The organism is Actinomycetospora straminea (genome assembly GCF_028737255.1).
GTDB lineage: Bacteria > Actinomycetota > Actinomycetes > Mycobacteriales > Pseudonocardiaceae > Actinomycetospora > Actinomycetospora straminea.
Genome location: NZ_JAQZAN010000018.1, coordinates 136,894 through 148,732 on the forward strand (window position 1 = coordinate 136,894; position 11,839 = coordinate 148,732).

10 protein-coding genes are annotated in these 11,839 nt (G+C 74.4%); 4 read left to right on the forward strand and 6 right to left on the reverse strand.

All coding sequences use genetic code 11. The annotated features are described in order from the left end of the window. Position 1: 1 nt before the first annotated feature. The 3 genes from PH190_RS22690 to PH190_RS22700 all read left to right on the forward strand — a co-directional run bounded on the left by PH190_RS22690 (position 2) and on the right by PH190_RS22700 (position 3,369). Positions 2-400 carry a DUF7715 family protein gene (locus PH190_RS22690; RefSeq protein ID WP_274233786.1) on the forward strand — a complete coding sequence of 133 codons (399 nt, stop codon included), beginning with the start codon at positions 2-4 and terminating at the stop codon, positions 398-400. Positions 401-487: 87 nt separating this feature from the next. Then, on the forward strand, positions 488-2,329 hold the full coding sequence (gene htpG / locus PH190_RS22695; protein ID WP_274233787.1) for a molecular chaperone HtpG: 1,842 nt from the start codon (positions 488-490) through the stop codon (positions 2,327-2,329). Further along, entirely contained in the window at positions 2,326-3,369 is a 1,044-nt protein-coding gene (locus tag PH190_RS22700; protein ID WP_274233788.1) for an Atu2307/SP_0267 family LLM class monooxygenase, read from the forward strand. Before htpG ends, PH190_RS22700 begins: the two co-directional genes overlap by 4 nt. 8 nt (positions 3,370-3,377) lie before the next feature. Here PH190_RS22700 and PH190_RS22705 read toward each other — a convergent pair whose 3' ends face one another. Next, positions 3,378-4,925 carry a class I adenylate-forming enzyme family protein gene (locus tag PH190_RS22705; protein ID WP_274233789.1) on the reverse strand — a complete coding sequence of 516 codons (1,548 nt, stop codon included), beginning with the start codon at positions 4,923-4,925 and terminating at the stop codon, positions 3,378-3,380. 117 nt (positions 4,926-5,042) lie between these two features. Here PH190_RS22705 and PH190_RS22710 point away from each other — a divergent pair, with 117 nt between their 5' ends. Further along, positions 5,043-5,492, forward strand: a complete 450-nt coding sequence (locus PH190_RS22710; RefSeq protein WP_274233790.1) for an MOSC domain-containing protein — start codon at positions 5,043-5,045, stop codon at positions 5,490-5,492. Here the strand turns inward: PH190_RS22710 and PH190_RS22715 are convergent. The 5 genes from PH190_RS22715 to PH190_RS22735 all read right to left on the reverse strand — a co-directional run. After that, complete coding sequence (locus PH190_RS22715; protein ID WP_274233791.1) at positions 5,489-6,430, reverse strand: endonuclease/exonuclease/phosphatase family protein; 942 nt, start codon at positions 6,428-6,430, stop codon at positions 5,489-5,491. The two genes, PH190_RS22710 and PH190_RS22715, sit on opposite strands and share 4 nt — an antisense overlap. Before the next feature lie 207 nt (positions 6,431-6,637). Further along, positions 6,638-7,237, reverse strand: coding sequence for a hypothetical protein (locus PH190_RS22720; RefSeq protein ID WP_274233792.1), 600 nt, complete (start codon positions 7,235-7,237; stop codon positions 6,638-6,640). Then, complete coding sequence (locus PH190_RS22725; protein WP_274233793.1) at positions 7,234-8,226, reverse strand: TauD/TfdA family dioxygenase; 993 nt, start codon at positions 8,224-8,226, stop codon at positions 7,234-7,236. Before PH190_RS22725 ends, PH190_RS22720 begins: the two co-directional genes overlap by 4 nt. Positions 8,227-8,249: 23 nt before the next feature. Next, positions 8,250-9,236 (reverse strand): alpha/beta fold hydrolase, encoded by a 987-nt coding sequence (locus tag PH190_RS22730; protein ID WP_274233794.1) that lies wholly within the window; start codon positions 9,234-9,236, stop codon positions 8,250-8,252. Then, a partial coding sequence (locus PH190_RS22735; RefSeq protein ID WP_337993847.1) for a Pls/PosA family non-ribosomal peptide synthetase occupies positions 9,233-11,839 on the reverse strand: 2,607 nt, incomplete at its 5' end. The genes PH190_RS22735 and PH190_RS22730, both read right to left, overlap by 4 nt.

An 11,839-nucleotide genomic window follows, 5' to 3' on the forward strand; every position in this document is an offset into this window, starting at 1 on the left:
GATGAAGGTGCTGGTGGCGACGGCCGAGACCCAGGGCGCACGCGCGAACGACTACCACTGGGCGACGGAGGGCGAGCTCGTCCGCGTCGGCGAGGTCTGCCGGAAGGACCGGGCCGACCCCGACGGGGGCTGCGGCTGTGGGCGCGGGTTCGCCGGCCTGAACTCGCACCGGGCGACGACCACGGCGCGTGTCGCCGAGGTGCCGTTGACCCGCCCGGAGTACGTGGAGGCGATCCGGTCCTCCCTGCAGGCCCAGGGCTGGGACCCCTGCGCCTGCTGCTCGACGGACGAGGCCGACGACCTCGCCGGATACGTGGCCGGCTGGCCGGAGGGCACGATCGTCGAGCGGCGTCTCGACCTCCTGCACGTCCGCGCCCTCCCCAGCGAGCTCCCGGCGTGATCGCCGTACGCCTGGGCCATCCGGCGCACGCCGGCGAGTCGATATCCTCGACGGCGCAGGACACGGACACACCGCGGGAGAGGACGCATGAGCGAGACGATCGAGTTCCAGGCCGAGGCCCGTCAGCTGCTCCAGTTGATGATCCACTCGATCTACTCCGACAAGGACGTCTTCCTGCGCGAGCTGATCTCCAACGCCTCCGACGCGCTCGACAAGCTGCGCCTCGAGTCGTACCGCGACAAGGACCTCGAGGTCGACACGTCCGACCTGCGCATCGAGCTGGCGCAGGACGCCGAGGCCCGGACGCTCACCGTCCGCGACAACGGCATCGGGATGACGCGCGACGAGGTCGTCGAGCTGATCGGCACCATCGCGAAGTCGGGCACCGCCGAGATGCTCGCGCAGGTCCGCGAGTCGCAGGAGGAGAGCGCCGAGGGGCTGATCGGCCAGTTCGGCATCGGCTTCTACTCGAGCTTCATGGTCGCCGACCGCGTCGAGATGGTGACGCGCAGGGCCGGCACCACCGGGGGCGTGCACTGGGAGTCGACCGGCGAGGGCACCTACACCCTCGAGCCCGTCGAGGACGCCCCGCAGGGCACCGCGATCACCCTGCACCTCAAGGCCGAGGACGCGGAGGACAGCCTCCACGACTACGCGAAGCCCGACGTCGTCCGACGCATCGTCAAGCGCTACTCGGACTTCATCACCTGGCCCATCCGCCTGGTGACCGACGGGGACGAGGGCGAGAGCGACCCGATCAACTCCCGTCAGGCGCTCTGGGCGCGGCCGCGCTCGGAGGTGACGGACGAGGAGCTCACCGAGTTCTACCGCCACGTCAGCCACGACTGGCAGGAGCCGCTGGAGACCATGCGGCTCTCCGGCGAGGGCACGTTCGAGTACCAGGGCCTGCTGTTCCTCCCGAGCCACGCGCCGATGGACCTGTTCATGCGCGAGGCCCGGCGCGGGGTGCAGCTCTACGTCAAGCGCGTGTTCGTCATGGACGACTGCGAGGCGCTCGTCCCCGAGTACCTGCGCTTCGTCAAGGGCGTCGTCGACGCCGCGGACCTCTCGCTCAACGTCTCGCGCGAGATCCTCCAGCAGGACCGCCAGATCCAGGCGATCCGCAAGCGCCTGGTCCGCAAGGTGCTCCAGACCGTCAAGGCGCTGCAGGAGAACGAGCCGGAGAAGTACCGCACCTTCTGGGGCGAGCTGGGCCGGGCCTTCAAGGAGGGCCTGATCACCGACCCGGACAACCGGGAGGCGATCCTCGCGGCGAGCTCGTTCCCGACGACCCACAGCGCCGACGAGGACACCACCCTCAAGGCCTACAAGGAGCGGATGCCGGAGGGTCAGGAGGCGATCTACTACCTCACCGGCGCCACCCGCAGCAGCATCGAGAACTCCCCGCACATCGAGGCGTTCCGGGCCAAGGGCTACGAGGTCCTCCTGCTCACCGACCAGGTCGACGAGGTCTGGACCGACACCGTCAGCGAGTTCGACGGCACCCCGATGGCCTCGATCGCGAAGGGCGACGTCGACCTCGGCGACGAGGACGTCCCCGAGGGCTTCGACGACCTCCTGAGCTGGATGGGCACGACGCTCGCCGACGACGTCAAGGAGGTCCGCCTGTCGTCGCGGCTGACGAGCTCGCCGGCCTGCCTCGTCGGCGACCCCGGCGACCTGTCGCCGATGCTCGAGAAGATGTACCGGGCGATGGGCCAGGAACCCCCGGTGACCAAGCGGATCCTCGAGCTCAACCCCAAGCACGGGCTGGTCAGCGGCCTGCGCGACAAGCAGGGCGCCGGCGACGCCGACCCGGACGTCGCGCGCCTGCTCTACGGCATGGCCCTGCTGGCCGAGGGCGGCGACCTCAAGGAGCCGACGGCGTTCGTCAACACGCTGGCCGAGCGTCTGCAGAAGACGCTGTGAGCGACACGCCCGTCCTCCTCGGCGTCGACAGCTTCGTCGCCCGCGTCACCGACCCCGACACCGAGCGGGTCGTCGGGCCCGAGGAGCGCTTCGAGCACCTCCTCGACGAGATCGCGCTCGCCGACCGCGTGGGCCTGCACTCCTACGGCATCGGCGAGCACCACCGCAGCGAGTACTTCGACGCCGCGCCGCCGGTGATCCTCGCGGCGGCCGCGGCGCGCACCGAGGACATCCGCCTGCGCAGCGCGGTCACCGTGCTGTCGGCGGCCGACCCGGTGCGGGTGTTCCAGGAGTTCGCGACGATCGACCTCATCTCGCGCGGCCGGGTCGACCTGGTCGTCGGGCGCGGGTCGTTCGTCGAGGCGTTCCCGCTGTTCGGTCTGGCGTTCGAGGACTACGACGACCTCTTCACCGAGAAGCTCGACCTCCTGCTGAAGATCAACGAGTCGCCCACGGTGACCTGGTCGGGGAAGCACCGCCCGGCGCTGACCGACCAGCCCGTCTACCCGCGGCCGTCGCAGGAGCGGCTGCCGATCTGGGTCGGGGTCGGCGGCACGCCCGAGTCGTTCGCCCGAGCCGGGCTGCTCGGGCTGCCGCTCATGATCGCGATCATCGGCGGCGAGCCGCGGCAGTTCGCGCCGCTCGTCGACCTCTACCGGCGCGCCGGCGAGCACGCCGGGCACCCGCCGGAGGCCCTGCGGGTGGGCCTGCACTGCTTCGGGTTCGTCGGCGACGACGTCGCCAAGGCCACGAACGCCTTCTACCCGGGGTGGCAGGAGATGTTCACGACGGTCGCCGCGGAGCGGGGCGGGATGCCGCCGACCCGCCGGGCGTTCGACGCCATGCGCGGGCCGGACGGGGCGTTCTTCGTCGGCGACCCGAAGACGGTGGCGGACAAGGTCCTGCGGGTCTCCGAGCAGCTCGGCGGCGTCGAGCGCATCAACCTGCAGATGACCAACCCGCGCCTGCGCCACGCCGACCTGCTGCACTCCATCGAGCTGCTCGGCACCGAGGTCGCGCCGCTGGTGGAGAAGGGCTGACGGACGGCTCAGTCGGCGTCGATCCGCACCCGCAGGGCCTTCTTGTCGACCTTGCCGCCGGCGTCGCGGGGCAGGGCGTCGACGATCTCGAGGCGATCGGGCAGGTACCACTCGGTGGTGCCCTGGTCGAGCAGGTGCTGCCGGAGGTCGTCGAGGGTCGGGTCGCGCCCGTCGGCGGGGACGACGACCGCCGCCGGCGCCTCCTGCTGCGGGGTGGGGTGGTGGGCGACGAGCACGACCTCGGCGACGTCGGGGTGGGTGGCGATGAGGTCCTCGACCTCGGCGCCCGGGATGATCATTCCGCTCGAGCCCTTGATCTCGTCGGAGTCGCGGTCGACGAACTCCAGCTCGCCGGTGACGTCGCGCTCGGCGATGTCGCCGGTGGCGTACCAGCCGTCGTCGTCGAGTGGGGACCAGACCTGGCGCCCGTCGGCGGAGTCGAGGAGCCCGATCGTCACCTGCGGCCCGCGGACCGCGACCTCGCCGAGCCCCTCGTCGCCGCCCGGCACGGTCCGCAGCTCCCGCTCGAGGCCGGGGACGGCGTGGCCCATGGTGTGCCAGGACGTGCCCGGCACCTCCTGCCCGGCCGAGACGCCGCCGCCGGGCACCTCGGTCATGCCCCAGTGGATGCGCAGCACCGCGGGCAGCCGGTCGGCCTTGCGCAGGATCGCCCGCGACAGCGGGGCCCCGCCGAGCGCGATCATCCGCAGGCTCGGCGGCGCGCTGCCGGCCCCGTCGGGACCGAGCGCCTCGAGCAGGGCGTCGTAACCGCTGGGTCCGACGAGCAGGTGCGTGACCTGCTCCTCGTGCACCGCGCGCAGCACCGCCTGCGGGGAGCCGTCGTCGTCGAGGACCGCGCCGTGGTCGTGCAGCAGGGGGCTGAGCACGCTGGTCATGACGCCGATCGCGTGCGTCGCCACCGAGGGGGTCATGACACGCGGGTCGGGGCCCGGGTCCTCGCACACCAGCGCGCCGAGCGTGCCGCGCGTGCTCGCGTGCAGGGTGTTCGCGGTGTGCAGGACGGCCTTCGCGGTGCCGGTCGTGCCCGAGGTGAACAGCACGAGGGCGACGTCGTCGGGGCCGATCTCCCGATCGGGGGGCGGCGGGTCGCCGGCGGGGTGGTCGGGGAGGTCGTCGAGGTCGAGCACGCCGGCGCCGTCGTCGTCGGCCACGAGCACCGCGCCGGTCGCCGCGATCCGCTGCTCCACCTGCGCCGGCCCGAGCGACGCGGGCAGCGGCACCGCGACGGCCCCGAGGCGCCCGCAGGCGTGGAACAGCGCGACGGTCTCCCACCGGTGGGACAGCCGGTAGGCCAGGCGGTCGCCGGGCGCGACGTGGGGGTGCAGGGCGGCGGCGAGGCGCTCGACGCCGTCGGCGAGGTCCCGGACGGCGAGCACGCGCCGCGCGCCGCGGGAGCGGTCGACGAGGACCGTGCGGTCCGGGTCGCGGGCGAGCTCGTCGCGCAGGTCATCGAGGTGGGTGCGGTCGCGCCAGTGACCGGCGCGCCGGTACGCGTCGGCCGCCGCGGGCAGGGTCGGTCGGCGGGGCTCGGTCACAGCGGGAGGTCCGATCGGGCCATGGGACCGGCTCCCCGGCCGGCCTGTCGCGGGAAACCGGAATGCCCGCCGCCCGTCGGGAGCTGACACCGGTGGACCGTCGAGGGGAGGCAGCTCGTGAGCCGGGTGGCCGCGCTGTACGTCGCGCCCGAGCGGAAGGCGCCGATGGTGCCGGTGACCAGCGTGGAGGCCGAGGCGGGCCGGGGCCTCGTCGGCGACCGGCACCACGGCACGCGGCACCGCCACGTGTCGGTGCAGAGCCGCGACGAGCTCGCGGCCGCGACGACGGCGTACGGCGCGCCCGTGCCCGAGGAGCTGACCCGGCGCACGCTGACCCTCGACCACGGCGCGGTGCCGACGACGCCGGGCGCGCGGCTGGTGGTCCGCGGCGACGAGGGTGACGTCGTGCTCGAGGTCGTCCGCCGCGCGGCGCCGTGCCGGGTGATGGACACCGACATCGGCCCGGGTGCCCGCGCGGCGCTGCACGACCGCGGCGGGTCCATCTGCCGCGTGCTCACCTCGGGCACGATCGCCGTCGGCGACGAGGTCGAGCTTCCGGCCGCCTAGCGGCTCGCGCAGGGCCCGACGGTGGCCGCGATCCCGTCGTGGTCGGAGCCGGGCAGCGGGAAGCGCTGCGCGTCGTCGCCGCACCAGCCGGGCCCGGCGAGCAGGTGGTCGATGCGCAGGAGGAACAGCCGCCACTGCGTCACCGACGTCGGTCCGGCCCAGGCGGAGCGCAGGGTGTCGGTGAGGCCCTGGCCGACGAGCAGGCGGTAGTCGCGGGCGCGGTCGGTGGAGTTGAGGTCACCGGCGACGACGACCGGGCCGGGCTCGCGGGCCACGCGCTCGGCCGTCTCCTCGACCAGCCGGTGGTGCTCGGCCGGCGTCGCCTGGTAGCTGCCGCTGCCCGTCCACCAGGGGCGGGGCACGTGCATCGCGTAGAGCACGAACGGCGACCGGCCCTCGACCGCCACGCGCAGCCCCGGGAAGTCGGGGCCCTGCGCCTCCAGCAGCCGTACCGGGACCCGGCTGTACACCCCCACCGAGGGGGTGCCGTCGACGAAGACGCGGAACGGGTAGGCGGCGTCGAGGGCGGCGTCGATCGACGGGGAGTCCTCGACGACGACGAGCACCTCGGCGTCCGCCGCCCGCAGGGCCGGCACCGTGCCGGGCAGAGCCGTGACGTTGGCGCTCGCGACCGTGACGCCCCGGCCGGGCGCCACCGGCCCGGCGTCCTCGGGCGTCCACGGCCCGACCACCGCGACCGTGGCGAACAGCACCAGCGACACCGCGGTCACGACGCCCCACCACCGCCCGAGGGCGACCGACGCCACGGCGGCGAGGCCGGCCAGCAGGGGGAGCACGATCGCGAGGGTGTCGCCGACGAGGCCCAGCCCGTCGCGCAGCGGGAACCACGCCCACGGCAGCGCCGCGAGCAGCAGCCACCACCACGGCGAGGAGCGGAGACGACGGGAGCGCACCGGCCTGACGGTCTCCCGCTCCACCCTCTCGACGGTACCGATCAGGAGCGGTGCGGACGCTCAGCCGAGCCGGAGCACCCCGAACGACGCGCCCGCGGGGTCGGCGAGGGTGGCCCGGGCGTCGGAGAGAACCCGGCCGCCGCGTCCTGGCCGTCGACGTCGAGCTCGGCGAAGCACGGGACACCGCTCATCGCAGGGCAGTGTGGCCGCTGCCCCGGGCGGCCGGAAGCGTCAGACCGGCCCGGCGAAGTCGACGAAGGCGCCCGGCACCTCGTCGCTGCCCGGGACGTCCTCGCCCGCCGGGGTCTGATCGGTCTTCGAGACCTCGACGGTGACCTCGGTGGGCCCGGGGTCGGGCAGGGCGAAGCGCACCGGGAAGGTCCGTGCCTCGCCGGGCGCGAGGATCCCGTCGGGCCCCTCGCCGGTCGCCGGGGCCTCCCGGTCCTCGGGCTCGCCCGGCACCGTCGCGTCGAACCCGAACCGGCCCAGGTCCTCGGGCGCCGGCGTGCCGTTGCGGACGGTCACGGTCACCTCGACGCTGCGCGGGAACGGCGTCCCGGGCACCGCCGGACCCGCGACCGGCGCGGCCACGGTGACCGTGTTGCCGTCCGGGAAGGCGTGCGTCGCCCCGAACGCGAGGGGCTCCACCTCGGGCGCGGCGTCGTCGGCGGGCGCCGCCGGTGCCGCGGGCGAGGCGGGTGAAGTGGTCGGGACGGAGGGCGCGGGCGGCGGGCTCGGGGCGGTCGGGGTGGACGAGCACGCGGCCCCGAGGACCAGCACGGCGGCGGCGAGTCCGGAGAGCACGGACCTCGACACGCCGGCGCCGGTCACGACGCCACCGCGGGGGTCGGAGCGAGCTGCGCGACGTGCAGCGGGTCGGCCATGCCGACGAGCACCGCGCGCGTCCCGACGTAGGGCTCGCGACCGTGGGCGGTGCGCACGTTGTCGACGAGCAGCAGGTCACCGGCCTCCCACGGCTCGCGCAGCGTGTGCTGCTCGTAGACCTCGTTGATCAGGGCGACGACGTCCGCGCCGACCTCCTCCCCGTCGCCGAAGCGGGTGGTGAACGGCAGGCCCTCCTCGCCGAACACCTCCAGCAGGAAGGCGCGGATCTCCTCGTCGAGGGTGTGGGCGTTGAGGAAGGCGATCTGGTTGAACCAGCACCGCACGCCGGTCACCGGGTGCCGGGCCACGGCGAGCCGTCGCTGCCGGGTCCGCAGCCCGCCGTCGTCCCGCCAGGCGAACTCGATGCCGTGGGTGCGGCAGTAGTGCTCGACGGCGCGCGGGTCGTCGGTGCCGAAGGCCTCGCTCCAGGGCGCGCCGATGTCGTCGCCGTAGGAGCGGTCGAGACGCCAGCCCTCCCGCTCGCAGCGCGCGACGAGCTCGGCGGGCAGGGCCTCGAGCACCGCCGCGGCGTCCGCGATCGCCGTCGCGCCGCCGGTGGCCGGGGCGACGAGGCAGGCGAACATCATCGTGCCGGGGAACTGCAGGCCGTAGCTCAGCTCGTGGTGCAGGCACATCCGCTGGTGCGCCGGCCACTTCGTCGACGAGTACGCGCCGCTCGGGTAGGGCTGGCGCGGCGCGAACGCCTCCCGCTCGGGCAGCAGCCCGCCGGGGGCGAGGGCGCGCAGGGCGGCGCCGGCGTCGACGTCGTCGCGCAGCCCGACCCCGCGCAGCAGGACCGCGCCGTGGGCCAGGACCGCCGCGCGGACGGCGTCGCGGTGACGGCCGAGCCAGCCGACCGGGTCCCCGCCGACGTCGACGGCCACCTGCGGGGGCCGGCCCGGCGGGCGCTGCACGGCGAGGTCGGGCTGGGCCATCGCGGGTTCCTCCGGGCGGATCGTCACGGCGAGGGGACGGGGTCGGTGGCGGCGCGGACGACGCGGGCGGCGGCCGCCGGGCGGGTGCGCAGGAAGTGGTGGCCGCCGTCGTCGAGGACGTGCAGGTCGACCTGCCGGGCGAACAGCCCCCAGTCGCGGTGTCGGGCCTCGCGGCCGGCGGTGCTCGGGTCGTCGGCGGCGAGCACCACCGTCACCGGGGTGGCGAGGCGGTCGGCCGGTGGGTCCTCCAGCGCGCCGACGAGGTAGCCGTGGGCGGCCAGGCAGTCGTGGCGGAAGGCCGCGGCCGCCCGCGCGGCCCGGTCGGGGGCGAGGTCCGGTGGGGCCGCGCTGCTCGCCAGCAGGTCGGCGTCGCTGCGGGCCGCCAGCTCGGCGGCGTCGCGGCGGCGGGCGTCGGCGTCGCCGAGGAGCTGGGCGCCGATCACCACCCGGCGGGCGGGCGTGCCCCGCTCCTCGAGCCGTCGGGCCACCGCCAGCGCCGTGGCGGCGCCCGCGGAGTGCCCCCAGAGGACGACCCCGGGCAGGTCGGCGGTCTCGGCGGCGACCCGGTCGGCGACCTCGTCGAGAGGCAACAGGGCCCCGTCGGTGTCGTCGCTGCCGTCGGGGTCGTGCCCGGGCAGCTCGACGGCGTGCACCGCGAGCCCGCTGCCGCGCAGCGCCGTGGCCAGCGGCCGGAAGTTCACCGCGTGACCGCCCGCGGGCGGCAGCCCGACGAGCGTGGCACGGCCGCCCTCGCCCGGGTCGGACAGCACGTGGAGCAGTCCGGTCGACGGGGCCGGGCGCTCGTCGATCAGCGCGGCGAGGTCGGCGAGGACCGGGTGGCGCGTGACCTCGGAGAGTGACACCTCCTTGCCGAGGCGCAGCACCATGGTCACGGCCTGCAGGGACGAGCCGCCCCGGTCGAAGAAGTGGTCGTCGCGCCCGATCGCGGCCTCGTCCACGCCCAGCAGCGGCGCCCACACCGCCGCGATCCGGCGCTCGGTCGGCGTCACGGTCGACCCGCCGGGGCGGGCATCTCGCGGGCCGGGTTGCCGCCCCAGGTCTCGCCGGGCGGGACCTCCTCGCCCTTCATGAGGAACGTGTCGGGGGCGAGGACGGCGCCGTCGCCGATCGTGGTGCCGTAGTGGACGAAGGCGGCGACGCCGAACGTGGCGCGCGCGCCGATGACGATGTGGTCGGACTTGAACGCGCCGTCCTCCTGCGAGTGGCACTGCAGCACCGTGTGCTCGTTGAAGGTGCACTCGTCGCCGATGGTGGTGAACGTACGCTCCGTGAGGCTCACGCCGTCGTCGAACACGCGCTTGCCGATCCGGACCCCGAGCATCCGCCAGACGAGGTTCTTGTAAGGCGTGCCGTTGAAGATCGCGACCCACTCCGGCAGCGCGACCTTCCAGTACCGCTCGTGGCGCCAGAAGGCGTGGTCGTAGATCGAGCGACCCTCAGGCGCCCGGCACATCAGCGCCACCACGGACCGCTCGATCAGCACGAGGAAGAGTGTGCCGAAGATGAAGATCAAGAGCTGCGCGGCGAGCATCTCGACCGCCCCGAGCCGCACCGGCACCGAGGCGACGCACGCGACGAGGGCCGCCATGGCGAGGAAGAGCCACCAGCGCACGAGCAGGTACAGCGCCATCGTCGTCGCGTTGTGCCGGTTCTTGCGCCGCAGGCCGCGGGCGAGCTCGTCGCCGGACTGGTCGAGGGCGCTGTCGCGGGCGACGGTGCGGGGGATCTCGAAGCTCGGCGAGCCCAGCAGTCCCACGCCCTCCCGGACCGGGCCGTCGACCGGGATCATGGCCTTGGTCGCGAGGAGGCAGTCGTCGCCGGTGCGGCCCTGGGCCGGGTAGTGGATCCGGTTGCCGAGGAAGTTGCGGGCGCCGATCGCCGTCGTGGACACGCGGAACGACGTGGCTGAGTAGTCGGCGTTCATCACCGACAGGCCGTCGGCGACGACGGTCCCGCTGCCGACCCGCGTGAGGTACGGGGACTCGTGCTTGACCAGCATCCCGAAGTTCGACCCGGTCTGCACCAGCGGTCGCATACCGTAGCCGATGCGGGCCAGGTAGTGGGCGATCGCCGAGCTGTCGCCGAACAGGTAGGTGAACGCCGCGACGTTGGTCAGGCCGGAGACCCATCGGTGGCACCAGTAGTGCAGGCCGTAGAGGGCGTAGACGCGGTCGGGACGGACCCCGAGCGCGAACAGCCGCGGCAGCGTCGTGACGATCAGCAGGCCGAGCAGCAGGAGCCCGAAGACCACGATCACCGAGACGAGCAGGGTCTCGATCCAGAACAGGCGGCTGGTCAGCGCCCCGGCACCGGGCTCGATGAGCGCGCGCAGCTGCGGGACCTCGAGGATCAGCAGGGCCGCGAGCCCCACGGCGAGCGGCAGCGCCACCGCGAGGAGGACGGTCAGCGAGACCACCGAGTAGGCGATCTTCCGCAGCGGCCCGCAGCGCATCGCCGGCACCGTCGGGTACGGGCCCGGCGCCTCGCGGGCGGGCGACCCGTGCCAGGTCGCCCCGGCGGGCACGCGCTGCCCGCGGTGCAGCGACGAGCTGTGCCCGAGGGTCGCGTCGTCGCCGACGGCGGTGTCGATGTCGAGCACCACGTTCTCGCCGACGACCGCGTTCCGCCCGATCGTCACCGGCCCGGTCCGGATCCGACCGTCGTGGGCACGGTAGAGGGACAGCATGACGTCCTTGCGGACGAGGGCGCCCGCCCCCACGGAGAGGAGGTCGGCACAGACCGGCACGGGCCCGGAGAGCAGCACGGCCCCCTTGCCGATCCGCGCCCCGAGGGCCCGCAGGTACCACGGGTAGATCGGCGTGCCCACGAAGAGCGCCAGCGGGCTCGACCGCACGAGGATCTTGACGATCCACAGCCGCAGGTACGTCGGGCCCCAGACCGGGAACTCGCGGGACCGCCACCGCCCGACGAGCAGCCACTTGAGCGCGATCGGCAGGATCGAGAGCACGGCGAACGCGAAGGAGCCGACGGCCACCGACCGCAGGTAGAGGTGCAGCTCGTCGGGCGCGAGGGCGAGCCACTCGAAGGACCAGGTGACGATCGTCGCGGCGATGTAGGTGTAGCCGAGGACGAAGAGCAGCTGCGCGGCACCGCAGAGCACGTAGGCGAGGCGGCCCGGGCGGGGGGTGGCGACCGGCCCGGGCTCGGGGTCCGGCTGCGGCGCGGCCTCGGGGGGCGCGGGTTCCGGGGTGGCCGGGCTCGACGCGGCCAGGGCTCGCGCCAGGTCGGCGACGGTGGGGTGGGCGTAGACGTCCTGCATCGCGACGGTGGGCAGGTCGGGGTGCTTGCGGACCCGGGCGCAGAAGCGGGCCATGAGCATCGAGTCGGCGCCCAGGTCGTCGAACACGTGGGCGTCGACCGGGACCTCGTCGCGCTCGAGCGCCCCGGCCAGCACCTCGGCGAGCAGGGCCTGGGTGCGGTCGGCCGGGGCGGCGGGGGGAGCGGTCGGTGGCGCCAGGGCGCTCGCGAGCTGCGCGACGGTCGGGTGGGCGTAGACGTCCTGCATCGCGATCGAGGGCAGGTCGGGGTGCTTGCGGACCCGGGCGCAGAAGCGGGCCATGAGCATCGAGTC

Excerpts from the sequence above, each read along its gene's own strand:
- htpG (WP_274233787.1), top strand. The coding sequence starts at position 488 with ATGAGCGAGACGATCGAGTTCCAGGCCGAGGCCCGTCAGCTGCTCCAG.
- PH190_RS22725 (WP_274233793.1), bottom strand. The coding sequence starts at position 8,226 with ATGGCCCAGCCCGACCTCGCCGTGCAGCGCCCGCCGGGCCGGCCCCCG.
- PH190_RS22690 (WP_274233786.1), top strand. The coding sequence starts at position 2 with ATGAAGGTGCTGGTGGCGACGGCCGAGACCCAGGGCGCACGCGCGAAC.